The following is a 23,599-nucleotide window of genomic DNA, read 5'->3' on the forward strand; positions in this document are numbered from 1 at the left end:
TTCGAATTGGCCAGAAGCGGAAGTCGGTACTCCGGGAGTCGGCCCCGGGGTCAGCCGAGCCGGACCGGCTTCTCGGGCCGTATCCCCAGCTCGGCCAGCCAGGCCCGCAGGGGCGTGGAGTCGCCGTCCTCGATCAGGGTGAGGACTTTGGGCGCCAGGTCGGCGGTGCGCTCGCCGTTGTGGAGGAGGGTCGGGCCGTCCAGCCAGTCCAGGCCCGGTGTCGCGCCGGCGGTGTCCATGGCGGCGCAGCAGATCATCGCCGTGAGGTGGTCGGCGAGCAGTTCACGGGCCGTGCGCGGGGGCTGGAGGGGGAAGAGGGGGAGGGTCCGGTCCTCCCAGAGGGCAGCGAGGTCCGGGGTGGTTGGGGTGGCCGGGGTGGCCGGGGTGCTCGTGGGCGGTACGGCCGCGGGCGTGGGGGTGGTGGCCGGGGTTGCGGGGGCGGTGGCCGAGGTCGCGGGGGTGGTGGCCGCGGTGGTCACCGGGTTGGTGGGGGTCGACGTGGCGGCAGTCGGGGGGGTGGTGGCCGAGGTGGTCGCCGAGTTGCTGGGGGTCGACGTGGCGGCAGTCGGGGGGGTGGTGGCCGAGGTGGCTGTGGTCGAAGTGGCGGCGGTCGGCGGGCCCGGCGTCGCGGTGGCTTCCTCGCGGGACAGTTCGGCACTGAGCCGGGCGGCGAGGGTGGCGCTGCGGGGGGTCGTGCCCGCGAGGTCCTCTTCGTCGTCCGGGGGTGGTTCGGGGCTCCGGGTGGCGAAGGGGGGTTCTCCGGCCTGGTCCGTCAGGTGGTCGAGGACACGGGACAGCGTCGGGCCGCCGGTGTTCGGGGCCGTGCTCCCCGGGGCCGGGCGGACGCCCATGTCGTCCAGGACCCGGTGGAGCCGGGCCGCGTCGATGCGCCACTTGCGGTCCACGACCTCCTCCGGATACTCGCTCCAGCCCACCGGCGACCAGTCGGGACCGGGCCCCGCCGGGCCGCCGTGGAAGAGGCGGGCGGCGAGGAGGGAGGCGGCCTCGTCGACCGCGCCCGGCTCCTCCAGCAGATCGCAGGCGGGCCGCTCACCGAGACGGGACGCGAAACCCTCGGCCAGGCGGTCGCGCCGGGACAGCTCCGTGAGCGCCGCCACCACACCGGCGTCCAGCCGGGACGGCCAGCGGCCCATCCGCCAGGCGGGCAGGGCGACCCGGGTCAGCAGCCGGTCCCAGCCCGCGTACGCCAGGCCCACCTGCTCCTGGGCGACGATCCGCAGCCCGTAATCCACAGCCTGTGCACGCTCCGCGGCCGCGGCCGCCACGCCCCGCTCCATCTCGGCGGCGTGCACACGGCAACTGCGCAGCAGCAGCCGGGCCACCCAGCCGATACCGGCCAGCACAGCCCGCGACGGCGGCCGGCGATCCGGCGCCGAGGCCACGGCCACCGCGGCGTCCAGGCCGCGGACGAAGCGCCGGGCGGCGGCTATGTCGGGGTGCGCCGAGGGGCCCGTACCGGCGACGACCGGGGCGAGGACCGCACGCAGCTCGCCGACCCGCATCCACCACAGGAAGGGGGAGCCGATGACGAGGACCGGCGCGACAGGGTGCCGGCGGTGCGGGTGTCCGCCGCCGCCCGCTATGTCGTCGTGCTCCTCGGCGGGGGGCGGGGCGTGGGCCCGGTGGGTGCGGTCCTCCAGCCAGCTGTCGCAGTCCGGCGTGAGCGCTATGGCGGAGGGCGCGGGGACGTCGAGCCGGTCGGCGAGGTCGCGCACCATCCGGTACAGGTCCGGAGCCGACTCCTCGGCGATCGGGATGGTCGGGCTCATGGCGGGCCGGGCCCGGGCGACGACCAGGGCGACACCGGCGGCGGCGAGCAGCACGAGGACCGCGACCGGCGTCAGGATCCAGCGGACGGCATCCCAGCCGGGGCCGGCGAGGCGGCCGGTGGCGGCGGCCGCGAGCAGGATCACGGCGACGGCGGCGGGCAGCAGGGCGACGGCCAGCGCGCGGCTGCGGATGCGCAGCACGACCAGTGCTCGTGCCCGCGCGGCCTGCGCGCCTGCCTCCACACCCATTCCGGTCACGACCGACCTCACCCCCTCCCCGTTGACCTGACGCTTTCCTTGCTCACTCCCCCACTGTGGCACCCGCCACTGACATCGCAATGCCGGTGGGCCAAGTGCCGGAACGCTTGCGCCGCACCCTAGTTGGGGCTCCACCGCCCGTCAGCCGGATAGGACATCGGTCACTCGATGGAATGGCTTTGGGGAAAGGTGGATGACGGACAGCGAGGATCGGGCCCCGCATACCGAAAACTTCAGGCCCCGGATCCTGAGACGGATCCGGGGCCTGCGGGGTTCATCGAGCGGGGCGGTTTCCCACGTTGGTGTGACGCAGGGTGTCCGGGTTGACGGGTGATGGTGACGCGCGGTGGCGAACCCGGGTGTTGGTGCGTGATGGTGACGTCGGGTGGTGACGCGTGGTGGTGACGCCGGGTGGTGAACGCCGGGCGCCGGAATGGCCTGTCGGTCGGTTACGCGCCTGCCGCCTTCGCTGCGATGTCCGTACGGTGCTGGGAGCCGTCGAGGCGGATGCGGCCGACGGCCGTGTAGGCGCGGTCGCGGGCCTCGGTGAGGTCCTTGCCGGTGGCCGTGACGGACAGGACGCGGCCGCCCGCGCTGACGATCGCGTCCCCGTCGCGCTTGGTGCCGGCGTGCAGCACGTACGCGTGCGGGGCGTCCTGGGCGGCGACCTCGTCGAGTCCGGTGATCGGGTCGCCGGTGCGCGGGGTGCCGGGGTAGTTGTGCGAGGCGACGACCACGGTCACGGCCGCTTCGTCGCTCCAGCGCAGCGGCTCCAGGTGGGCGAGGTTGCCGGTGGCCGCGGCCATCAGGAGACCGGCCAGCGGTGTCTTCAGCCGGGCCAGGACGACCTGGGTCTCGGGGTCGCCGAAGCGGGCGTTGAACTCGATCACGCGCACGCCGCGGGAAGTGATCGCGAGACCGGCGTAGAGCAGCCCGGAGAACGGCGTGCCGCGACGCTTCATCTCGTCCACGGTCGGCTGGAGGACGGTCTGCATCACCTCGTCGACCAGCTTCGGGTCGGCCCACGGCAGCGGGGAGTACGCCCCCATGCCGCCGGTGTTCGGGCCCTCGTCGCCGTCCAGCGCGCGCTTGAAGTCCTGGGCGGGCTGGAGCGGCACGACCGTCTCGCCGTCGGTGACGGCGAACAGGGAGACCTCGGGGCCGTCGAGGTACTCCTCGATGACCACGCGCTCGCAGGCGGCGGCATGCGCCTTGGCGGCCTCGATGTCGTCGGTGACGACGACGCCCTTGCCGGCGGCGAGCCCGTCGTCCTTGACGACGTACGGGGCGCCGAAGGCGTCGAGGGCCGTGGCGGCCTCCTCGGGGGTCGTACACACGTACGACCGTGCCGTGGGCACCTCGGCCGCCGCCATGACGTCCTTCGCGAAGGCCTTGGAGCCCTCGAGCTGCGCGGCCTGGCCGGACGGGCCGAAGACCGGGATGCCGGCCTCACGGACGGCGTCGGCGACACCGGCGACCAGCGGCGCCTCCGGGCCGACGACCACGAGGTCCGCGCCGAGCCGCGTGGCCAGCGTGGTGACGGCCGTGCCGTCCAGGGCGTCGACCTGGTGCAGCTCTGCGACCTCGGCGATGCCGGCGTTGCCGGGAGCGCAGTGCAGCGCGGTGACGTCGGGGTCGTGGGACAGGGAGTGGCACAGGGCGTGTTCGCGGGCGCCGCTACCGATGACGAGGACCTTCACGGGGGTCAGCCTAACGGGAGGTGGCGGATTCCCTTTGTGCGGGCTTCCGAAGGGGGTGGGGGGGTTGGGTTGGAGGTTCCTCTAAAACGGGGGTTTGCGGCTGGTCGCCCGGGGCCGCTCGTCGGTGGGGCTGGGTCGGGCGGCTAGGGCTCGTTCGAGAACTCCTCCACCACTGTCGCCCCCAGCTCCCGGACGATCAGCTCCTGGCCGGAGAGGGCCGACTCGTCGAGGTCGGGATCGTCGTCCTCGGGGATGTCGTCCTCGACGGAGACGGACCGGGGCGCCGGGGCGGAGGGCTGGGGTACAGGGGCGGTGGACGCGGGGGCAGGGGTGGAGCCGCGGGTGGGCGTGCTCGACTGCTGGGCGGGGGTGGAGGGGGCCGCCGACTGGGACGGGGCGGGGCGCTGGGCGGTCGCCGTGCCGCCGCCGCTGCCGGCGTTGTAGCCGCCGCCTCCACCGCCGGGGCTGTAGCCGCCACCGGCGCCACCGCCGTAGCCACCGGTGCCGCCGCCGTGACCGCCCTGGCCGCCTCCGAATCCTGAAGGGCCGCCCGGGGCCTGCGGCGCGGAGCCGCCGGACGGGTCGACGATCGCCTCGATCTTCCACTGGACGTTGAACTGCTCGCCCAGCGCCTGCCGCAGCACGTCCTCGCTGCCGCTGCTCAGGAAGTTGTCGCGCGCACCGGCGTTGACGAAGCCGAGCTGGAGGGTGGTGCCGTCGAAGCCGGTCACCTGGGCGTTCTGGCTGAGCAGGATCCAGGTGAAGCGACGGCGGTTCTTGACCGCTTCCAGGATGTTCGGCCAGAGCATGCGGGGGTCGAGACCGCCGGGTGCCGGGGCGGGCGCGGCCGGGGCCGGGGCCGGTGCCGGGGACGCCGGTGGGGGGCTGGTGGGTGCGGGCGCGCTCGGGGCGGGGGTGCTCGCTGCCGGGGAAGCCGACGCGGGTGCGGATGCGGGCGCGGGTGCGGGTGCGCTCGAGGTGGCCGTGGGCCAGCCGCCGGGGCGACGGCCGCTGCCGGCGGAGGCCGCGGTGGGCCAGGCGCCGGGTGCCTGGGCGGAGGCGGCTGCGGGGGCCTGGGAGGGGGCCGGAGTCTGAGCGGGCGGTGTCTGGGGCGGCTGGGCGGGCTGGGCCTGAGCGGGCTGGGCGGGCCAGCCGTCGGCCGCGCTGCCGGTGGGCGCGGGTTCTGCGGGAGCGGCGGGCCCGCTGGGAGCGGGCGTGCCCGTAACCGCCGACTGCTGCGCTTCCTGACCCGCCGCAGCGGGGGCATGCGCATGCCCGCCTCCGGCCGCCGGATGACCGCCACTGCCGCTGCCACCACCGGGGCCCCCGGGGCCGGGACTCCCTGGCACGGGACTCCCCGGACCCCCACCACCCGGCGCTCCGGACGCACGGACCGCTGCCCGGGCCGCGGCCGGACCGCCACCCGGCGGAACGGGAGCAGCCGCCGGAGCGGCCGCCGCTGCCCCATGCCCCTCGGGCCCCGGCGCGTACCCCATGGCGGGCATGCCGGCCGGGCCCTGGGACGAGAAGTTCACGCCGCGCTCGATCCGGTCCAGCCGGGCCATGACGGACCGCTCATCGCCGTAGGCGGCGGGGAGCAGCACGCGGGCGCAGATCAGCTCCAGCTGGAGACGGGGCGAGTGAGCGCCGCGCATCTCGGTCAGGCCCTCGTTGACGAGGTCGGCGGCCCGGCTCAGCTCGGCGGCGCCGAAGGTGCCGGCCTGGGCCTGCATGCGTTCGATGACGTCGGCGGGGGCGTCGATGAGCCCCTTGTCGGCCGCGTCCGGGACGGCGGCGAGGATCACCAGGTCACGCAGCCGCTCCAGCAGGTCGGCGACGAACCGGCGGGGGTCGTTCCCGCCCTCGATGACGCGGTCGACGACCTCGAAGGCCGCGGCCCCGTCACCGGTGGCGAAGGCCTCGACGACGGAGTCGAGGAGGGAGCCGTCGGTGTATCCGAGCAGGGAGGTCGCCATGGCGTACGTCACACCGTCCGCGGCGGCGCCGGCCAGCAGCTGGTCCATGACGGACATGGAGTCACGCACGGACCCGCCACCGGCGCGTACGACGAGCGGGAGGACGCCGTCCTCGACCGGGATGGCCTCCTTCTGGCACACCTCGGCGAGATACTCCCGCAAGGTCCCGGGCGGGACGAGCCGGAACGGATAGTGATGGGTCCGCGACCGGATGGTCCCGATGACCTTCTCGGGCTCCGTGGTCGCGAAGATGAACTTGAGATGCTCCGGCGGCTCCTCGACGACCTTCAGCAGAGCGTTGAAGCCGGCCGACGTGACCATGTGGGCCTCGTCGATGATGTAGATCTTGTACCGGCTGCGGGCGGGCCCGAAGAAGGCCTTTTCACGCAGGTCACGCGCGTCGTCCACGCCACCGTGGGAAGCGGCGTCGATCTCGATGACGTCGATGGAACCGGGGCCGTTGCGCGCGAGGTCCTGGCACGACTGGCACTCACCGCAGGGCGTGGGCGTAGGGCCCTGCTCGCAGTTCAGGCACCGCGCCAGGATGCGCGCACTGGTCGTCTTGCCGCAGCCGCGCGGCCCGCTGAACAGGTACGCGTGGTTGACCCGGTTGTTGCGCAGCGCCTGCTGCAACGGGTCGGTGACGTGCTGCTGCCCGATGACCTCGGCGAAGGTCTCCGGGCGATAGCGGCGGTACAGAGCGAGAGACGACACGCATACGAGGTTATAGGCGCCCACTGACAACCGACCCCGCCCCAGGAACCCCAGAGCCCCGGACCCCCGGAACGCAGACGCCCCCCACGCACCCGCCAGAGCCAACCTACCCTTGCTGCCTTCCGGCCCTGGGGGAGTTCAGTCAGATAGCGCCGCGTGAGGGGCTGCGCCAAGGCTACCTGATGACCGGGGCAGGGAACGAGTTCGCGAGCACTCCTCTCGGTCATGTAATGTTTCCGGCGGAGGATTCGCCTAGAGGCCTAGGGCGCACGCTTGGAAAGCGTGTTGGGGGCAACCCCTCACGAGTTCGAATCTCGTATCCTCCGCCAGTGCCTCACCGGGCACGATGTCGAAGGGCCCCACCGTTCGCGGTGGGGCCCTTCGGCGTTGTCCTCAGCCCTCGTTGTCCTGGTTTTTGTCCACAGCGGGTGTGTCCGGGGCTCCCCAGATGGCATCGGCGATCTTCCGGGCCACCTCCTTGAGCATGGCGTCCGGCACGTGCCAGGTACCTCGCCCGCATGCTTGCGGAGGTGCCCGGCTTCCACCCGATCAATGACCCGGGCGGGGACACCGAGCAATATGAGCACGGTGGCGGCCGTGTGCCGAGCATCGTGCAGCCGGGCGTTCCGAACCCCCCGCGTCTTCCAGCAGCCGCTTCCAGTAGTGATAGTCACTCCTCCGCCAGTGCCTCACCGGGCACGATTCCGAAGGGGCCCACCGCGAGGTGGAACCCTTCGATGCGCGGTTGACGGGGCGGCCGAACAGCCACGGAACGGTTGCCGTCATTCCAGATGTAGACACCGCTGGTACCTGCGCCGTACCAACTCTCCGGCCCGACCTCGGCCGTGAGAGACGGGTACTCGCTGATGTAATCCCAGACCTCGGCCGGGTCCACCTGCCTGTACGGCTGGTTGAATACCAGAGCGGGCCTGCCGGTGGTCCGCGAAAGCCACGTGGTCGTGTGGTCGTAGAACCCCGGCCTGCCTTGGCATTCCCTCTTGGCGCAGCGGCCCCTGCCGAGCCAGTGCAGTCCGGACGAACACCCCGCCGGCTTCAGCGGCCAGTGCCAGCCCGTACAACGCGCCGACGAGCATGGCTGACCTCACCTCTGCGACATCGACGCAGAGCCTCCTTGAGACTCTCGCGGCCGACTTCCGCAGGTAGGCGATGATGAAGTACAACGCGAGCAACTGGCCACGCTGAGCCAAGTTCGGCACGTCGCTTCGGGCATCGCGCCCCACGCACCGCCACAGCGCATCCCGCACAGCAGCATCAGCGGCATCCCGTGCCGCCGCCGCTTCCTTCGCCTCCGAGAGCGTGAGGTGCTCGCCGACCGAACATCTCTCGGTGGCCGAGTGAAGCGGTACAAGTCGGCGATCACGCATGTGCAGGGCTCACGGATTGGCCATTGGCCTCCTTGTCCTACGGGTCACGGCAATCTGGTAGGGGCATTCACACCAAGAGTATGGTGACTTGTATGGCAACCAAGAAAGTAACGGTGACGATCCCCGAAGATCTCCTGGACGAGATCCGCGCCGAGGCGGCTGAGCGGGGACTTTCGGCGTACGTGGCCGAAGCATTGCGATACAAGCGCGATCGGGACCGGCTGCTGGAACTGGTCGACTGGCTGCAGGAGGAACACGGCGCGGTCACCGAGGACGAGCGCGCGGCAGCACTCTCGGAGCTGGAACATCTCGACGCCGAGCACGAGCGTCGCCTCACCGCCGGAGGACACAACGCCGGAGAGGCCGCGTGACCAAGCGAGCCAGTGAGCACGGGCAGCGGCCACTGCGCGCCTTCGTACTCGACTGCGAAGCGCTGTTCCTCGCTGTGCGTGGCGACCGGAAGATGATCGCCTGGCTCGATCTCGCAGCACGGGGCGAAGCCGAAGTAGTCACGTCGCCCATGACGCTGGTGGAGGCGTACGACGGCAGAACCACCGAGCAGCGCTGGGACTGGGTGCTCTCCCGGCTCAAAGTCGCCGACATCGGGAAGGACGAGGCCCGCCAGGCCCGCCGACTCCTGTCCGACGCCAAGCTTCACGGCCACAAGTACGCGATCGACGCGGTGCTCGCCATCATCGCCCGACAGCAGAAAGGGCAGGTCACCATCTTCACATCGGACGTGGACGACCTGGAGAAGCTGGTTCCGGAATCGATCGTCGTCAAGCGAGTATGACCGGCGCCCTGGTCTCAGTTCTCGTCTCATTCGTCGCCGTCCGGCGCCGTCCACCATCCGTCCGATGGCCTACTCCACCCCAGGTCAGAACGCCCCCGTCCCGCCCCGAACCCGCAGACGAACATTTGGAAAGCGTGTTGGGGGCAACCCCTCACGATTTCGAATCTCGTATCCTCCGCCAGTGCCTCACCGGGCACGATGTCGAAGGGCCCCACCGCTTGCGGTGGGGCCCTTCGGCGTGTGGTCTCAGGTGCCGGGACCGGATACGGGCCCGGCGTGGATCTCGGCAATCAACCATCGATCTCGGCGATCAGGGCCTCGATGCGCGTCCTGATCTCGTCGCGGATGGGGCGGACCGCCTCGATGCCCTTGCCCGCCGGGTCCTCCAGGGTCCAGTCCAGGTACTTCTTGCCAGGGAAGACCGGGCAGGCGTCGCCGCAGCCCATGGTGATGACGTAGTCGGACGCCTGGACCGCCTCGGTGGTGAGGATCTTCGGCTTGGCGGTGGCGATGTCGATGCCGATCTCCCGCATGGCCTCGACCGCGGCGGGGTTGACCCGGTCGCCGGGGACGGAGCCGGCGGAGCGGACCTCGATCCGGTCGCCCGCGAGGTGGTGGAGGAAGCCGGCGGCCATCTGGGAACGCCCGGCGTTGTGGACGCAGACGAACAGTACGGAGGCGAGCGGGCTGGAGGACATCGGTTGTTCCTTCGTTAGCCGGTCACTGGTGTGAAAGTATCAGCCCATGCTGACATCAGCCGACACTGACCTGATCCGGGTCCTGGCCGATCCGCTCAGGCTGCGGATCGTGACCTTGCTCGCGGAAGAGGCGCTGTGCACCACCCACCTGGTGGAGGAGACCGGTGCCCGGCAGACGAACCTCTCCAACCATCTGAGAGTGCTGCGCGAGGCCGGGGTCGTCGAGACGGAGCCGTGCGGGCGGTACATGTACTACAAGCTCCGCCCGGACGTCATCGCCCGGCTCGCCGGGCAGTTCGCCGACCTGGCCGAGTCCGCACGTACCGCCGCCGGCAAGAAGAGGGCCTGCCCGTGACCCGCACCGAAGCAGCCGCGACCGTCGGGGAGTACTCGGTCGTCGCGAAGCTGTCGACGCTCGACCGTTTTCTCGCCGTGTGGATCCTCGCCGCGATGGCCGTCGGGCTGGGGCTGGGGCGTGCCATCCCCGGCCTGGACGACGCTCTGGCCAAGGTCGAGGTCGGCGGCATCTCCCTGCCGATCGCCATCGGCCTGCTGATCATGATGTATCCGGTCCTGGCCAAGGTCCGCTACGACAAGCTCGACGCCGTCACCGGCGACAAGAGGTTGATGGTCTCTTCGCTCGTCATCAACTGGCTCGTCGGGCCGGCGGTGATGTTCGCGCTGGCCTGGATCTTCCTGCCGGACCTGCCCGAGTACCGCACCGGCCTGATCATCGTCGGGCTCGCCCGCTGCATCGCGATGGTCATCATCTGGAACGACCTCGCCTGCGGTGACCGGGAGGCGGCTGCCGTGCTCGTCGCGCTGAACTCGGTCTTTCAGGTGGTGGCGTTCGGCCTGCTGGGCTGGCTCTACCTCGATCTGCTGCCCGGCTGGCTGGGCCTGGGCGACGGGGAGCAGCTGGACATCTCCATGGGGAAGATCGCCCTGAACGTCGTCATCTTCCTCGGCGTCCCGCTGCTGGCCGGCTTCCTCACCCGTCGCGTCGGTGAGCGGAGGCTCGGCCGGGAGAAGTACGAGAACGGCTTCCTCCCCGCGATCGGGCCGTGGGCGCTGTACGGGCTGCTCTTCACGATCGTCATCCTCTTCGCCCTCCAGGGGAAGACGATCACCTCGCAGCCGCTGGACGTGGCCCGTATCGCGCTGCCGCTGCTGGTGTACTTCGCGGTGATGTGGTTCGGCACCTTCGCCCTCGGCAAGGCCATCGGCCTCGCCTACGACCGCACCGCGACTCTCGCCTTCACCGCGGCCGGCAACAACTTCGAGCTGGCCATCGCGGTCGCCATCGCCACCTTCGGCGTGACCTCCGGTCAGGCCCTGTCGGGCGTGGTCGGGCCGCTGATCGAGGTGCCGGTCCTGGTGGCGCTCGTGTACGTGTCGCTGGCCTGGCGGCGGAACTTCGGCGCCAAGGGCTCAGCCTGATCGTGTTTCCGGTGGTGGGTCAGGCTGCGGCCGACGGGATGGTCAGCAGCTTGCCCATCGCGGACAGCACGGACGGCTCGACGCGGTAGTAGACCCAGGTTCCGCGCCGCTCGGAGGTCAGCAGGCCGGCCTCCTTCAGCTTCTTCAGGTGGTGGGAGACGGTCGGCTGCGAGACGCCGACGTCGGAGATGTCGCACACACACGCCTCCCCGCCCTCGTGCGAGGCCACCGCCGAGAACAGCCGCAACCGCACCGGGTCCCCCAGGGCCTTGAACATCCGCGCGGCCGTTTCCGCCTCCTCCGCGGTGAACGGGCGCTCGGTGAGGGGCGGGCAGCACGGTGCCACGGCCTCGGGGGCCTCAGCGAACTCGGAGACCTCGGAGACCTCGAGGTCCAGTAGCGGCAGCACTCGCGTATTCGACATGCATCTATGTTGACATGTGTCGAACCAAAGAGGCCAGGGGAGGGCTCGACCTTGGTTTGATGAATGTCTATGTTGACGACTATCGAAGCAGGTGGGACGCTGGCAGCGCAGGCATCGACAGATGTCGAATCAAAAAGGGGAATCTCGTGTCCGTGTCGAACGACAGCGTGCCCACTGGTCAGCTACCCACTGGTCAGCTGCCCGTCGTGGTCATCGGAGCCGGGCCGGTCGGCCTTGCTGCCGCCGCCCACCTCATCGGGCGGGACATCGAACCGCTGGTCCTGGAAGCCGGGTCGTCGGCCGGCACGGCCGTGCGCGAGTGGGCGCACGTACGGCTGTTCTCGACCTGGTCGGAGGTGATCGACCCGGCCGCGGAGAAGCTCCTCGCGCCGACCGGCTGGACACGTCCTGACGGCTCCACGTACCCCACCGGCGGAGACTGGGCCGAGCACTACCTCCAGCCCCTCGCCGACGTCCTCGGCGACAAGGTCCGCTACGGCGCCACCGTGACCGGCGTCGTCGACTCCGGCCGCGACGCGCAGCCCTTCGCCGTGCACATCCGGTGGGCCGACGGCCGCGAGGAACGGATCAGCGCTCGCGCGGTCGTCGACGCCTCGGGCACCTGGTCCACCCCCGGCCCGCTGGGCGCCGACGGGCTGCCCGCCCTCGGCGAGAGGGCCGCCGCCGGACACGTCTCCTACCGCGTCCCCGACCTGGGCGACCCGGTCGTCCGCGCCCGGTACGCGGGCAGGCGCACCGTCGTCGTCGGCTCCGGAGCCTCCGCCTTCACCGCGCTCGCCGCCCTCGCCGACCTGGCGCAGGAGGAGCCGGGCACCCACGCGGCGTGGGTCCTGCGCCGCGGTATCACCGGCTCCACGTTCGGCGGCGGGGAAGCCGACCAGCTGCCCGCTCGGGGCGCCCTCGGCCTGCGCGCCAAGGCCGCGGTGGAGGAAGGCCACGCGAGCGCGGTCACCGGGTTCCGTACGCAGGCCGTCGAGCGGGACGGGGACCGGCTGGTCCTGGTCGCCGAGGACGGGCGCCGCCTGGATCCGGTCGACGAGGTGATCGTCCTGACCGGTCTCCGCCCGGACCTGTCCTTCCTCTCCGAGCTCCGCCTGGGCCTGGACGACCGTCTCCAGGCGCCCACCGCCCTGGCCCCGCTCATCGACCCCAACGTCCACTCCTGCGGCACCGTCTACCCGCACGGCGTGAACGAGCTCTCCCACCCGGAGCAGGACGTCTACCTGGTCGGCATGAAGTCCTACGGCCGTGCCCCCACGTTCCTCGCGATGACCGGCTACGAGCAGGTCCGCTCCGTCACCGCCGCGCTCGCCGGTGACCGTGAGGCCGCCGAGCGGGTCGAACTGACCCTGCCCGAGACGGGTGTGTGCGGCGGGGCCGGGCTGTTCGACGAGCCCGGCACGGCCGCCGCCGAGGGCGGAGGCTGCTGCGCCGCCCCGGCCACCCTGCAGATCGGCACCGGCACCCCGGCCATCCCGTCCGGCGGCTGCTGAACTCCCCCTTTGCTCCAGGAGGTTCGCCATGACGTCCCGTGTCCAGCTCGCCCTCCGTGTTCCCGACCTCGCCGAGTCCGTGGCCTTCTACACCAAGCTCTTCGGCACCGAACCCGCCAAACTCCGCGACGGCTACGCCAACTTCGCCGTTGCCGAGCCTCCGCTGAAGCTCGTTCTCATCGAAGGCACCGCAGGCGAGACGACCCGCCTGGACCACCTCGGCGTCGAGGTCGGGACGGCCGAGGCGGTGCACGCCGCCACCGCACGTCTGGGCGAGGCGGGCCTGGCCACCGACGTGGAGAACGACACGACCTGTTGCTACGCCGTCCAGGACAAGGTCTGGGTCCGCGGTCCCGGCGGGGAGCCCTGGGAGGTGTACGTGGTCAAGGCCGACGCCGACTCCCTGGCCAAGCAGCGGGGCAGTACCTGCTGCGCCGACCCGGACCCGGCCGGAACCGGCGCCGGGGAACAGGCCGCCGCGAGCGGCTGCTGCTGATCCGCCGATGGCCGACCTCGGCACCGCGCCGTGACCGGGGTGGGGTCAGGTGCAGCAAGCGCAGGCCGGGCGGCAGTCGCACGATCCCTCCGCGTCCGCGTCCGTGTCAGCGCCGGCGACCGGGGCCGGCCCGGCCGAGGGGGCGCAGCAGCCCTTGCCCTGCCAGGCGTCGCGGCCTTCCTTGACGGCGATGGCCGCGATGACGAGGGCGGCGATGGGGTCGGCCCACGACCAGCCCAGGGTGGCGTTGAGGACCAGACCGGCCAGGAGCACGGCCGAGAGGTACGTGCACAGCAGCGTCTGCTTCGAGTCGGCGACCGCGCTGGCCGAGCCGAGTTCACGGCCCGCGCGGCGTTGGGCCGCCGACAGGAACGGCATGACCGCGAGGGACAGGGCGGCGAGCACGATGCCGGGAACGGAACGTTCCGCCTCCCCCGGCCCCGACCCGGTCAGCGCGCGGACGGCGTCGACGGTGACGTAGGCGGCGAGCGTGAAGAAGGACATCGCGATGATCCGCAGGGTCGTCTTCTCCCGCGCCTCTCGCACGGCGTGCTCCCGGGCGGAGAACTGCCAGGCAACCGCGGCGGCGGAGGAGACCTCGATGACCGAGTCCAGGCCGAAGCCGATCAGGGCGGTGGAGGAGGCGAGGGTGCCGGCGGTGAGGGCGACGATCGCCTCGATGACGTTGTAGGCGATCGTCACCGTGACCAGCAGCCGGACACGCCGGGCGAGTTCCTCTCGGCGGGCCGGTGAGGGGGCGAGGGATATCGCCGTCATCAGCAGCATCCCTTGTCGTCGGCCTCCGCACAGGTGCGGTCGGTCTCGACGGCCACCACGGCCGCGCGCAGGTCGTCCAGCGCGTGCCCGAGGCGCTCGTCGGCCAGTTCGTAGCGGGTGCGGCGGCCGTCGGGCACGGTGACGACCAGTCCGCAGTCGCGCAGGCACGCGAGGTGGTTGGAGAGCCGGGTGCGCGAGATGCCGAGTGTGTCGGCGAGATCGGCGGGATAGGCCGGGGCCTCGCGCAGCGCGAGCAGGATGCGGCAGCGGATCGGATCGGCGAGCGCGCGGCCGAACCGGGCCAGCACTTCGATGTCGGGGGCAACAGTCAGCACAGCGCGAGAGTACATTGTTTCCTGAATTCAGGAAACCTTGTACCGTCGGTCGGTGTGATCCGTGCAGGCGATCCGCCTGCTCGCGGCCCGGTCAGCCCTCGTCGTCGTCCGACCCGCGTGGCCAGATCGCGAGGGCGATCAGGACCGCCGCCCACACCGCCAGCGGCGTGACCGGCCAGTAGTGGGTCAGTTCTCCCCGCTGGGCGCAGCGGGCGGCCCAGACGGCGGAGAGGATCACCGCTGCGCCCAGCCAGTAGCGCCATTCCGTCAGCCAGTCGTGGAGGTCCTTACGGTCCCGGTCGGCGCGGGTGAGCGCGGGGGTGGGCAAGTCGGCTGTCAGGGCGGCCAGTTCGGTGGTCGTGCGGGCCTTGAGGGCCCGTTGGGCGCGGGCCCCGTGTTCCGGCGGATCGAGCCGGCCCTCGGCCAGCGCCGCGGCCAGTACGGCGAGCGCCTTGTCCCTGTCACTGTCCGAGACCCGCAGCACGGGCGGGGCGGGCTCGTGCCGGTCGTCCATCATTGTCCCCTCTCGGGCACCGTGGGGCACCCGACCTGCGGCGCTTTAGAATACGACTGTATCTTAAAAGGGGAGCGTGACGATGCCCAGGACCGTCGACCGGGAGGAACAGCGGCGTCAGATCGGTGCCGCCCTGCTCCAGTTGGTCTCCGACCGCGGCCTGGACGAGGTCAGCGTGCGCACCGTGGCCGCCGCGTCCGGCCGCTCGGCCGGGGCCGTGCAGAAGTACTTCCGCACCAAGGACGAGATGCTCGCCTTCGCTGCCGAGCTGGTCGGCGAGCGGGTGGAGCGCCGGATGGCCGGGGTGGACACCTCGCTGCCGTTGCGGCGCGCGCTGCGGGAGCTGATCCTGACCACGCTTCCCGTGGACGTGGAGCGGCGGGCCGAGGCCACGACGCAGCTCGCCTTCGCCGTGTACGCGGCGCACCACCCCCGCCTCGCCGCGATCCGGCAGCAGGTCGACCAGGACATCCGTCAGGCACTGGCCGCCTGGCTGGAGAGCGCCGGGCACGGGGGCGGGGCGGCCGTCCTCGCCGATGCCGTGATCGCGGTGTCCGACGGGCTGGCCCTGCGCATGCTCTACACCCCGCAGGAGCGCGAGCACCTGCTCACCGTCCTGGACCGGGCCCTGGACGCCCTGCTTCCGGAACGGGCGGCCGGTTCATGAAGTTCGTCATGAAGTGCTGCTTGGGATGACGCAGTTCTGCGGTTGCGGCTTGCCCGTCGGCCAGCCCAGGCCGACGAACTTCAGGGTGCCGCGGCCCTTTCGGCCCGGGTCCAGTTCGACGATCGAGGCCGGTTTGTCGTAGGCGTTGCCGCCCGTGGTGAGGCAGATCAGGCCGCTGGTGCCCTGGACGCGGTGGCGGGACTGCAGGAGGGGCCACTGGCGGCCCACGTCCTCGCGGGTGGGGACCGACTCCGGGTCGTTCTTCTGGGCCTGGTGGAGGGCCTTGCCGATGGTGATGAGGCCGTCGTGGACGAGCATCGTCCGGGAGTCCTCCAGGTTGGGAGCGGAGCCCAGCTTGATCCCCTCGTTCTCGGTCGCGCCGATCTGCTGCCTGAGGGCGTCCAGGGCCGCCTTCGGTTCGGTCAGGTACTGGGGGAGGTCCCGGTCGGCCGGCTCGCGGTCGTGGGTCGCCCTGTACTTCTTCGTCCAGGCCGTCAGTTCCGTCGTCCAGGCGTCGGGGTGGGCGGGGGCCGCGTACTGCACCGTCACCTTCGGCCTGCCGTCGTCGCCGCGGAGTCTGGCCCAGTCCCGCTCCGTCATGTCCTGCCGCAGCGAGGCCGCGTCCGAGCCGCTGACGATGGTGTAGTGGCGGTCCTTGCAGCCCACCTCGGCGAGCTTCAGCGCGAAGATGCGCAGGTGGAGGGTGCGGCCCGCGAAGTAGACCGTGTCGGCCCGGGAGTCGCATATGTTGTTGGCCGTCTGGGTGAACTGGTTGCCGGTCGAGCCCGCCTCGTCGATCGACGGGGACTCGAACGACATCGCGGCGGGGCCGGCCGGGCCCTTCTCCTCGATCCTGCTGAAGGCCTTCGCCAGCGACTCGTTGTAGCCGTCCGGGCGTTTGTCGTAGACCAGGACCGTCCTGAGATTCTGGCGGCCGCGTTCGCCGTTGAAGTTGGCCAGGGCCTGGGCCGCGTCATGGTTGGTGGGGAGGATGCGGGCCAGGCCCGGGAAGCGGAGCTTCGCCATCCCGTCCGGCCGGTCCTCGTTGGCGATCCGGTCTCCGCTGATCCGGGCCGCGAGCACCGGGATCTTGTTCTCCGTCAGCCGGGCGACGGCCGCCTCGGTGGCGGCGAGGCTCAGGTTGAAGCCGGTGACCGCGCGCAGCCGGTCCTCGGGCGAGGCGGCCATCCGCAGCAGGGTGTCGACGACCTTCGCCTGACGGCCGTAGTCCTGCCCGGGGTTGGCCAGCACCAGGCGGATCTTCGGGGGTTCGCCCTCGCCCGCGTTGGCCTGGCGCTGGCCCAGGTACGCGCCCTGGAGGTCACTGCGCATCTGCCGGCGCAGGGCCTCCCGGTCCGACTGGAGCGGCAGCATCATCGCGACCGTGACGTACGGCTGCTTCTCGATCCTCTTGTTCTCGCGTGCGATGGCCCGGGCCACGTCGGTGATCTCCGGGGTGCCGAAGTCGTAACCCTCGCCGTTGACGCCAATGCACTCGCCGTCGATCCGCTCCACACCGTCCGCGCAGGTGTCCGGCCTGGTGACGAGCAGGTAGACGAGCACGAGACCGGCCGCGAGCGCCGCCGCGCCCAGGAGTGAGAAGAGGATCTTCCGCCATCTGGGCATGCCCGTTATCTCCTTCTCCGGAGCTGTTCGGTGCAGGTGCAGCGCAACAGGGGCTGTTCGTTCTCCGCGAGTCCGCTCCAGTCCGTCGCCGTCCTGCTGAGCAGGCCCGCGCCCTCGAAGTCCATGATCGACAGGAGGTCCAGCAGCTTGGCGAGGGTACGGGCGGTCTCCTTGCCGGTCGGCCTGGTCCGCTCCTCGCAGAGCCAGACCGCGTGCAGCAGTTGGTCGACGGTGCGGCGCAGCGGGGGGCCGTCCACGGGCACCAGGCCCTGAGCGCGTTCCCGCCGGGCGTCCGCCCCGCCCGGGTACGGCGCCTGGGCGATCTCCAGGAGTTCCGCGCACCACTCGCGGGGGCGGCCGGGGAGGGTGGCGGCGAGGTGGCTGACGACGTCGTCCACGCCGCCGGAGACCAGGTGGTGGTTCATGCGGTGGGCGGTGAGCGAGCGGAAGGCACCGCCGCCGGGGGTTCCGCCCCAGGGCTCATTGCCGGGGGCTCCGCTTCCCCAGGGGCCGTTGCCGGCCCGGGCCGCGCCGCCGCGCCACGCTCCGCCGCCGCCCCACGCGGCGCCGGGTGAGGCTCCGGTGCGCCGGCCTCCGGCGCCCGGCGCCCCCTCGCCTGGCGCGCCCGGGGGCGGGGCCTCGCCGTCCGGCACGCCGCCGCGCAACGCCCCGCCGTCCCGATCCGCGCCGCGCACGGCGGCGCCGCCCGGCTCTCCACCGCGCGAGGCCCCTACGTCTGGCACACCACCGCGCACGGCCCCGCCGTCCGGCACCCCGCCGTGCGAGGCCGCACCGCCGAGTACCCCGCCACTCGGCGACCCGTCAGCCAGCGACCCACCACCCAGCACTCCACCACCCGACGCCGAACCACCCAACGCCACACCACCCGAAGCCCCGCCACCCGACGCCGCACCACCCGGAGCCGCACCACCCAGCGCCGCGCTCCCCCGACCCCCCACCGCACGCCGCGCATAGTGGTCGCGCAGTAGGTGATGGTCGGCGTACCAGGCGGCCCCGTCGGGGCGTAATCCGTACAGCCGGTGCACCAGCAGTTGGCGGAGGCCGAAGTCGCCTATGAAGTGGCGTTCGCAGCTGGGCCAGCCCGTGTCGGTGAGGAGCCGGGCGACGTGATGGGCGGTCAGGTGGTGGACGTGGCCCTGCTGGTGGTGGCGGAGCAGGACGTCCGCGCACTCCGTGTCGTGGGCCACCGACAGGTGGGTGAGGAGGTCGAGCCAGTGGTCGTGGTGCTCGGTCGGGAGCCGTACGGGTAACTGGTCGAGGATCAGTTCCCGCAGGAGGACGTCCGCGACGGGGGGTTCGAGGGGGTCGTCGCCGGGGAGCCGTAACGGGGCGTCCAGGATGTCCCGGTCGTTGGCGTCCGCCGGCATGCGGAAGGCGGCGGCGGCTTCTGCCAGGCGGATCACGGTGTGCGGCCGGCCGCCGCTCAGCCGGGCCACGGCGGCGTCGATACGGCGGCGGTTCGTGCCGCCCTCCGGCTCGGCGCGCTGCTGTCTTCGTACGGTCTCCCGGCGGAGCTGGTCGCCGGTGAGCAGCGGCATCCGCAGCAGGAGCACGCCGTCGGCCAGGGGTGCCCGGTCCGCGCCCTCGTCCGTACGGCGGGACCAGGCGGGCGGGGCGCCGTCGGCGGGGCGGTACTCCGCCGGGGGCGTCGACTCCTCGGGCGGCAGGCCGCCGTGCAGGAAGGCGCCGCCGTCCGGCCGGCGTGCCGTGCCGACGATGACCACGCGGTCGCGCTGTCCGCCCCGCCGGTCCGCGAGCACGCCGCGCAGCAGCTGCTCGCCCAGGGGCGACTCGGCGTGGTCCAGCAGCAGGCCCGGGCGGCCGACCCGGCGCAGCCAGCCCGCGGGTGAGGCGTACGCCGCCTCCAGGTCCTCGCGCAGGGCCCGGAAGAGAAAGCTTTCCGCGACCTCGCGTGCCTCGCCGCCGGCCCGGAAGTCGGCGGCGAGGATGCGCAGCCCGATCCTGGGCTGCCCGGCGGCGCCGGGATACGCGCCATAGATCCGCCCCAGTTCCGCCCTGCCCCGGGGCGCGAGCCCCTCGAACAGGGCGTCCAGGAGGGCGTTGCTCACGGCCGCCGAGTACGGGTCGAGCGCCTGCCCGAGGGTGGTCAGGAGGTTGCGGATGGTGCCACGCAGGACACCGCGCCAGAAGTCGCCGGTGCCCAGCCCGCGCAGGCGCTGCTTCTGGGCCAGGTCCTCGTAGCGTTCGGCCTCCGTCGCGACCGCCTCGGGCGTGCCCTCCGCGACGCCGGTCGCGATCATGGCCAGGCCCGTGAAGAGACGCGGGAAGGCGAACGAGCCGCCGGTCCCCTGCCAGGTGCACAGCCGCCGGGCCACCTCGACCAGGGCCTCGGTAGTGGCCGAGCGGGCGCCGGGCTCCGGGTCCGCGCGGTCCGCGTACACCGGGGAGGCGCAGTCCAGGTGGATCACCGGCACCTTCGCGGCGAAACGGTCCCGTACGGCGCGCAGCAGCCGGCCCTTGCCCATGCCCGGGCCGCCGGTCAGCAGGACGACGGGCAGGTCGGGGCCGTACAGCAGGTCCCGGCCGGCTCCCGAGGGCGCCCGCCCCAGCAGCCGCGCGAAGAAGCCCTCATCGCCGAGGAGTTTCTCGAACCCCAGTTCTTCACACACGGCTCCCCCACGGAGTGCCTGCCCGCCCGGGAGCGGGTGACCGGTGACCGATGTGCCAGAAAAGATCCAGTGGAACACGGAACGGTCTGATCGGACAACGGGGGCGGCACGGAAGGAAGTTGGCCGTAAGGCCCACGCGGCCGCCGGTCCGACGCCGACCGGTCCTTACCCCGGCCAGTCCGAAGCCGACCGGTCCTACCCCGGCCGGTCCGACACCGGCCACACGTACGGCACGTCGTCCGGGACGCCGGGGAAGAGGTCGGCGTAGGTGGCGGGGTCCTTGCGGACGAGGGCCGAGCGGTGGCTGTGGTGGAAGGGGGTGTCGCCCAGCCACGGGGGCAGTTCGCCCTCGGCCGCCAGGACGTGCTGCTCGCGGACCGGGGCGTGCGGGCGGATCACCCCGAGGTCTGCGACCAGGGTGGCCGCGCAGCTGTCCTGGCGGCCCTGTTCGCGCCAGACGCGGCAGATCTCCAAGCCGTAGCGGACGAGGGCCTCCTCGTATCCGGCCCACATCCGGACGGCCGGGTGGTGGCGCCAGCCATACCCCGGTACGACCAGGCCGCGCAGCACCTGCAAGGCCTCGACCCGCTGTTTGCCGAGCCGGCGGCGGTCCAGGACCAGGGCCGACTCCCGGAAGCCGGGGTGAGGGAGGAAGGTCTGCACGACGTCCGTCCGGGATGCCTACCGGTCCGCGCCGGTGCGGGAGGTGCGGGCCGGGCGGCGGCGGCCGAGGGCCAGAGCCAGGGCGATCATCACGATGCCCAGGGCGAAGTGCAGCCAGTCGTCCGCCGCGTTGAGGGGGACGAAGTTGGCGTCGCTGTCGTGGCCGACGGACAGGCCGTAGACCCACAGCACCAGGTAGACCGCGCCGCCGACCAGCAGGTACGAGTACGCTCCGGCGGCCGTGCCGGCGAGGGCCAGGCCGAGCAGACCGTAGATCAGGTGCACGAGGTTGTGCAGGACCGAGACCTGGAACAGGCCCAGCAGTTCGGCGCCCGACTCGTGGGAGGCGATCTCCATCGAGCCGTAGTCGGTGGTGACGCCGGGGATGAACCCCAGCACACCGACCAGGAGGAAGACGAAGCCCACCAGCTGGGCGGCCCGCTGCACGGGTGCCGCGGCGGCCCGGTGGGAAGGGTGTGTGGTCATGGCCGGTGGATCCTCACGGGAGAGGCAGTGTCTGTTCCGCCCAGATGGTCTTGCCCGCGGCGCCCTGGCGCGTGCCCCAGCGCTCGGTCAGCTGGGCCACGAGGAGCAGGCCGCGCCCGCCCTCGTCGTAGGTCCGGGCACGCCGCAGGTGGGGAGCGGTGTTGCCGCCGTCGGAGACCTCGCAGATCAGGGTGTTGTCGTGGATCAGACGGAGCTGGATCGGCGGCTGCGCGTGCCGGATGGCGTTGGTGACGAGTTCGCTGACGACCAGTTCGGTGACGAAGACCGCGTCGGACAGCCCCCACCTCTCCAGCTGCGCCACCACGTCCTTGCGGGTCTGGGCGACCGCGGACGGGTCGTCCGGCACCGCCCAGGTGGCGACCTGGCTCGCGTCGAGCGCCCGGGTGCGGGCGACGAGCAGGGCCACGTCGTCGGCCGGGCGCTGCGGCAGCAGGTCGGCCAGCACGCGGTCGCACAGGGCGTCCAGCGAGAGAGCCGGGCGGGCGAGGGCCTCCCGCAGCCGGTGGACGCCGGCGTCGGGGTCCCGGTCCCGGTTCTCGATCAGGCCGTTGGTGTAGAGGACGAGCAGGCTGCCTTCGGGCAGGACCACCTCGGTGGCCTCATGGGGCAGGCTGCCCATGCCGAGCGGGGGCGCGGCCGGGAGGTCGATCAGCTCGGCCCTCCCGCCGTGCCGCACCACGGCCGGCATCGGATGCCCGGCCCCGGCGAAGCAGCAGCGCCGCGACACGGGGTCGTACACGGCGTACAGGCAGGTCGCGCCCACGTCCCCGGAGGTCTCGCCGTCCTCCCCGTCCTCCCCCTCCACGCTCAGCCGGGCGACCAGGTCGTCCAGGTGCGTGAGGAGCTCGTCGCACGGCAGGTCGATGTCGGCCAGGGTGCGTACGGCCGTCCGCAGCCGGCCCATGGTCGCGGAGGCGTGCAGGCCGTGGCCGACGACATCACCGACGACCAGGGCGACTCGCGCTCCGGACAGGGGGATGACGTCGAACCAGTCCCCGCCGACGCCGGCGTGCCCGCCCGCCGGCAGGTAGCGGGAGGCGACCTCGACCGCCGCCTGCCGGGGCAGCCGCCGCGGCAGCAGGCTGCGCTGGAGCGTGACGGCCGTGTTGCGCTCCCGGGTGTAGCGGCGGGCGTTGTCGATGCTGACCGCGGCCCTGGCCACCAGTTCCCCGGCCAGCACCAGGTCGTCGTGCCGGAAGCCCTCGGGGTTGCGGTGCCGCAGGAGGAACGCGACTCCCAGCGTGGTGCCGCGGGCGGTGAGCGGCACGGTCAGTACAGAGTGGATGCCGAACGCCCGGATCCTCTCGCCACGCTCCGGGGCGTGCGCGAGCCAGGCCGTGAACGCCGGGTCGGTCACCTCGTGCAGGGTGGGGCGTCCCGCGCGCAGGCTCTCGTAGGGCGCCGAACCCTCCGGGTAGGAGTCCACCTGGCCGGCCGCCACGACCGCCTCCGGGGCCCCCGGGATCACGGACCGCAGCGCCACCCGCCGCAACAGCAGCGGCCCGTCCGACGGAAGGACCCGGGCGGGCGGTTCGGGCAGGTCGTCCAGCGCGGCGACCAGATCGACACTGACGAAGTCGGCCAGGGCCGGGACGATCACGTCCGTCAGTTCCTCGGCCGTGCGCCGCACGTCGAGAGTGCCGCCGATGCGCCGGCCGGCCTCGGCGATCAGCTGGAGCCGCTTGCGGGCCCAGAACTGTTCCGTCATGTCGTGCGCGGAGAGGCAGACGCCCTGGATCGTGCCCTCGGCGTCGCGCAGCGGGGACTCGAAGACCGACCAGGCGTGCTCGCGGGTCTCGCCCGGGGCGCGCAGGTAGTTCTCCTCGTACTGCGGCTCACCGGTCCGCAGCACCCGGGCCATGCTGCGTTCCGCCCGCTCACCGGCCTCGTTGTCGACGATCTCGGAGACGCGCAGGCCCAGCATCTCCTCCTCGGTGAGCGCCATGGCCTGCTGCATGCCCTCGTTGGCCCGGCGGAGCCGGAGCCGGGTGTCGTAGAGCGCCAGGGCGCAGCACGGGGACTGGGTGAAGCTCCAGCTCACGAGGGATTCGTCGAGGCTGGGCCGGGGCTGCCCGTGGGTCAGGGCGGACAGGAGGAGCCAGGCGGGGGCGCCGGTGCCGGGCGTCCTGTGGTGGGCGAGGACCGGGACGGTCACCTTCCGGCCGTCGTGGTGCCGGAGCCTGACCTCGCCGTTCCACCGGGGCAGGCCGGCGAGCGCGGGCAGTCCGCCGCCCCGGGCCGGGATCGGCTCGGCCAGGAGATCGACGGCGGGGCGGCCGGTCATCTGCCGGGCCGAGTACCCGAGGAGCCGCTCGGCGCCCGTGTTCCAGCCGGTCACCCTGCCCTGCTCGTCGAGGGTGACGCGGGCGGTGAGGGACTCGCCGACGAGCTCCGCGAGGGCCTCCGGCGTTTCGGGGACGTCGGGGGCTTCGGGAGCCTGGGGGACCGGGGGGACTCGGGGTTCCGCTCCGAGCGACCGGTCGGCCCGGTGGCCGGCCCGGCCGGCGGTGACGGGCTGCTCCATGATCGGTCATCTCGCTCTGGCGGGGAGTCTGCTCTGGCAGGGAACTGCGGTGCTCCGGAGACTCGGAAGGCAGTCATCCGATATGTGACCTATCCCCTGATTACCCCGATTGTGACGGCCCTTACCCTGCTGCCGCGGCCCGGCCGG

At 72.4% G+C, this 23,599-nt stretch carries 20 protein-coding genes, 1 tRNA gene, 1 other RNA gene and 1 pseudogene; 8 read left to right on the top strand and 15 right to left on the bottom strand.

Features of this window, described 5'->3' with window-relative positions; translation table 11 throughout:
• Positions 1–50: 50 nt before the first annotated feature.
• From ACIBL4_RS34650 to ffs, 4 genes are all read right to left on the bottom strand, one after another.
• Positions 51–2,039: a hypothetical protein gene (locus tag ACIBL4_RS34650; RefSeq protein WP_399415893.1), complete on the bottom strand. Its 1,989-nt coding sequence runs from the start codon at positions 2,037–2,039 to the stop codon at positions 51–53.
• 458 nt (positions 2,040–2,497) lie between these two features.
• Entirely contained in the window at positions 2,498–3,748 is a 1,251-nt protein-coding gene (purD, locus tag ACIBL4_RS34655; protein WP_399415749.1) for a phosphoribosylamine--glycine ligase, read from the bottom strand.
• Between the two features lie 143 nt (positions 3,749–3,891).
• Positions 3,892–6,438: a DNA polymerase III subunit gamma and tau gene (locus tag ACIBL4_RS34660; RefSeq protein WP_399415750.1), complete on the bottom strand. Its 2,547-nt coding sequence runs from the start codon at positions 6,436–6,438 to the stop codon at positions 3,892–3,894.
• Positions 6,439–6,510: 72 nt separating this feature from the next.
• Positions 6,511–6,607: signal recognition particle sRNA small type (gene ffs, locus ACIBL4_RS34665), an RNA gene on the bottom strand.
• Positions 6,608–6,679: 72 nt separating this feature from the next.
• On the opposite strand from ffs, the gene ACIBL4_RS34670 reads away from it, so the two are divergent.
• Positions 6,680–6,767, top strand: a tRNA-Ser gene (locus ACIBL4_RS34670).
• 64 nt (positions 6,768–6,831) lie between these two features.
• Here the strand turns inward: ACIBL4_RS34670 and ACIBL4_RS34675 are convergent.
• A pseudogene (locus ACIBL4_RS34675) lies at positions 6,832–7,113 on the bottom strand (site-specific integrase); the annotation flags it as partial.
• An 802-nt stretch (positions 7,114–7,915) separates the two neighbouring features.
• Here ACIBL4_RS34675 and ACIBL4_RS34680 point away from each other — a divergent pair.
• Both ACIBL4_RS34680 and ACIBL4_RS34685 read left to right on the top strand, forming a co-directional pair.
• Entirely contained in the window at positions 7,916–8,194 is a 279-nt protein-coding gene (locus ACIBL4_RS34680) for a CopG family transcriptional regulator (protein WP_399415751.1), read from the top strand.
• Positions 8,191–8,616 (top strand): hypothetical protein, encoded by a 426-nt coding sequence (locus ACIBL4_RS34685; RefSeq protein ID WP_399415752.1) that lies wholly within the window; start codon positions 8,191–8,193, stop codon positions 8,614–8,616. Before ACIBL4_RS34680 ends, ACIBL4_RS34685 begins: the two co-directional genes overlap by 4 nt.
• Positions 8,617–8,906: 290 nt before the next feature.
• Here ACIBL4_RS34685 and ACIBL4_RS34690 read toward each other — a convergent pair whose 3' ends face one another.
• Positions 8,907–9,314 (bottom strand): arsenate reductase ArsC, encoded by a 408-nt coding sequence (locus tag ACIBL4_RS34690; protein WP_399415754.1) that lies wholly within the window; start codon positions 9,312–9,314, stop codon positions 8,907–8,909.
• 46 nt (positions 9,315–9,360) lie between these two features.
• Between ACIBL4_RS34690 and ACIBL4_RS34695 the strand changes: the two genes are divergently transcribed.
• Positions 9,361–9,669 carry an ArsR/SmtB family transcription factor gene (locus ACIBL4_RS34695; protein WP_399415756.1) on the top strand — a complete coding sequence of 103 codons (309 nt, stop codon included), beginning with the start codon at positions 9,361–9,363 and terminating at the stop codon, positions 9,667–9,669.
• Entirely contained in the window at positions 9,666–10,754 is a 1,089-nt protein-coding gene (gene arsB / locus ACIBL4_RS34700) for an ACR3 family arsenite efflux transporter (protein WP_399415758.1), read from the top strand. Before ACIBL4_RS34695 ends, arsB begins: the two co-directional genes overlap by 4 nt.
• A gap of 19 nt (positions 10,755–10,773) precedes the next feature.
• On the opposite strand, the gene ACIBL4_RS34705 is transcribed toward arsB, so the two are convergent.
• Complete coding sequence (locus ACIBL4_RS34705) at positions 10,774–11,178, bottom strand: ArsR/SmtB family transcription factor (RefSeq protein WP_399415759.1); 405 nt, start codon at positions 11,176–11,178, stop codon at positions 10,774–10,776.
• A gap of 152 nt (positions 11,179–11,330) precedes the next feature.
• On the opposite strand from ACIBL4_RS34705, the gene ACIBL4_RS34710 reads away from it, so the two are divergent.
• Together ACIBL4_RS34710 and ACIBL4_RS34715 are read left to right on the top strand one after the other, a co-directional pair.
• Complete coding sequence (locus ACIBL4_RS34710; RefSeq protein WP_399415894.1) at positions 11,331–12,692, top strand: NAD(P)-binding domain-containing protein; 1,362 nt, start codon at positions 11,331–11,333, stop codon at positions 12,690–12,692.
• 28 nt (positions 12,693–12,720) lie between these two features.
• Complete coding sequence (locus tag ACIBL4_RS34715) at positions 12,721–13,188, top strand: ArsI/CadI family heavy metal resistance metalloenzyme (protein ID WP_399415760.1); 468 nt, start codon at positions 12,721–12,723, stop codon at positions 13,186–13,188.
• 45 nt (positions 13,189–13,233) lie between these two features.
• On the opposite strand, the gene ACIBL4_RS34720 is transcribed toward ACIBL4_RS34715, so the two are convergent.
• From ACIBL4_RS34720 to ACIBL4_RS34730, 3 genes are all read right to left on the bottom strand, one after another.
• A complete protein-coding gene (locus ACIBL4_RS34720) occupies positions 13,234–13,965 on the bottom strand; it encodes a cation transporter (RefSeq protein WP_399415762.1) in 732 nt (243 codons plus the stop codon).
• A complete protein-coding gene (locus ACIBL4_RS34725) occupies positions 13,965–14,300 on the bottom strand; it encodes a helix-turn-helix transcriptional regulator (protein ID WP_274817472.1) in 336 nt (111 codons plus the stop codon). Before ACIBL4_RS34725 ends, ACIBL4_RS34720 begins: the two co-directional genes overlap by 1 nt.
• A gap of 91 nt (positions 14,301–14,391) precedes the next feature.
• On the bottom strand, positions 14,392–14,814 hold the full coding sequence (locus tag ACIBL4_RS34730) for a DUF1707 domain-containing protein (RefSeq protein ID WP_399415763.1): 423 nt from the start codon (positions 14,812–14,814) through the stop codon (positions 14,392–14,394).
• A gap of 82 nt (positions 14,815–14,896) precedes the next feature.
• Between ACIBL4_RS34730 and ACIBL4_RS34735 the strand changes: the two genes are divergently transcribed.
• Complete coding sequence (locus tag ACIBL4_RS34735) at positions 14,897–15,481, top strand: TetR/AcrR family transcriptional regulator (RefSeq protein WP_399415765.1); 585 nt, start codon at positions 14,897–14,899, stop codon at positions 15,479–15,481.
• A gap of 6 nt (positions 15,482–15,487) precedes the next feature.
• Here ACIBL4_RS34735 and ACIBL4_RS34740 read toward each other — a convergent pair whose 3' ends face one another.
• The 5 genes from ACIBL4_RS34740 to ACIBL4_RS34760 all read right to left on the bottom strand — a co-directional run bounded on the left by ACIBL4_RS34740 (position 15,488) and on the right by ACIBL4_RS34760 (position 23,452).
• The gene (locus ACIBL4_RS34740) at positions 15,488–17,107 is read right to left on the bottom strand and encodes an ABC transporter substrate-binding protein (RefSeq protein ID WP_399415767.1); all 1,620 of its coding nucleotides are present in this window, start codon (positions 17,105–17,107) and stop codon (positions 15,488–15,490) included.
• A 5-nt stretch (positions 17,108–17,112) separates the two neighbouring features.
• Complete coding sequence (locus ACIBL4_RS34745) at positions 17,113–19,758, bottom strand: hypothetical protein (RefSeq protein WP_399415768.1); 2,646 nt, start codon at positions 19,756–19,758, stop codon at positions 17,113–17,115.
• A 195-nt stretch (positions 19,759–19,953) separates the two neighbouring features.
• Positions 19,954–20,421, bottom strand: coding sequence for an MSMEG_6728 family protein (locus tag ACIBL4_RS34750; RefSeq protein ID WP_399415769.1), 468 nt, complete (start codon positions 20,419–20,421; stop codon positions 19,954–19,956).
• An 18-nt stretch (positions 20,422–20,439) separates the two neighbouring features.
• A complete protein-coding gene (locus ACIBL4_RS34755) occupies positions 20,440–20,907 on the bottom strand; it encodes a DUF4383 domain-containing protein (protein WP_399415770.1) in 468 nt (155 codons plus the stop codon).
• Between the two features lie 13 nt (positions 20,908–20,920).
• Positions 20,921–23,452, bottom strand: coding sequence for a SpoIIE family protein phosphatase (locus ACIBL4_RS34760; RefSeq protein ID WP_399415772.1), 2,532 nt, complete (start codon positions 23,450–23,452; stop codon positions 20,921–20,923).
• Positions 23,453–23,599 lie beyond the last annotated feature (147 nt).

This window comes from Streptomyces sp. NPDC050416 (assembly GCF_044458845.1).
Classification (GTDB): domain Bacteria; phylum Actinomycetota; class Actinomycetes; order Streptomycetales; family Streptomycetaceae; genus Streptomyces.

Excerpts from the sequence above, each read along its gene's own strand:
- ACIBL4_RS34650 (WP_399415893.1), bottom strand. The coding sequence starts at position 2,039 with ATGGGTGTGGAGGCAGGCGCGCAGGCCGCGCGGGCACGAGCACTGGTC.
- ACIBL4_RS34680 (WP_399415751.1), top strand. The coding sequence starts at position 7,916 with ATGGCAACCAAGAAAGTAACGGTGACGATCCCCGAAGATCTCCTGGAC.
- ACIBL4_RS34690 (WP_399415754.1), bottom strand. The coding sequence starts at position 9,314 with ATGTCCTCCAGCCCGCTCGCCTCCGTACTGTTCGTCTGCGTCCACAAC.
- ACIBL4_RS34695 (WP_399415756.1), top strand. The coding sequence starts at position 9,361 with ATGCTGACATCAGCCGACACTGACCTGATCCGGGTCCTGGCCGATCCG.
- ACIBL4_RS34705 (WP_399415759.1), bottom strand. The coding sequence starts at position 11,178 with ATGTCGAATACGCGAGTGCTGCCGCTACTGGACCTCGAGGTCTCCGAG.
- ACIBL4_RS34715 (WP_399415760.1), top strand. The coding sequence starts at position 12,721 with ATGACGTCCCGTGTCCAGCTCGCCCTCCGTGTTCCCGACCTCGCCGAG.
- ACIBL4_RS34720 (WP_399415762.1), bottom strand. The coding sequence starts at position 13,965 with ATGACGGCGATATCCCTCGCCCCCTCACCGGCCCGCCGAGAGGAACTC.
- ACIBL4_RS34730 (WP_399415763.1), bottom strand. The coding sequence starts at position 14,814 with ATGGACGACCGGCACGAGCCCGCCCCGCCCGTGCTGCGGGTCTCGGAC.
- ACIBL4_RS34735 (WP_399415765.1), top strand. The coding sequence starts at position 14,897 with ATGCCCAGGACCGTCGACCGGGAGGAACAGCGGCGTCAGATCGGTGCC.
- ACIBL4_RS34740 (WP_399415767.1), bottom strand. The coding sequence starts at position 17,107 with ATGCCCAGATGGCGGAAGATCCTCTTCTCACTCCTGGGCGCGGCGGCG.
- ACIBL4_RS34755 (WP_399415770.1), bottom strand. The coding sequence starts at position 20,907 with ATGACCACACACCCTTCCCACCGGGCCGCCGCGGCACCCGTGCAGCGG.
- ACIBL4_RS34760 (WP_399415772.1), bottom strand. The coding sequence starts at position 23,452 with ATGGAGCAGCCCGTCACCGCCGGCCGGGCCGGCCACCGGGCCGACCGG.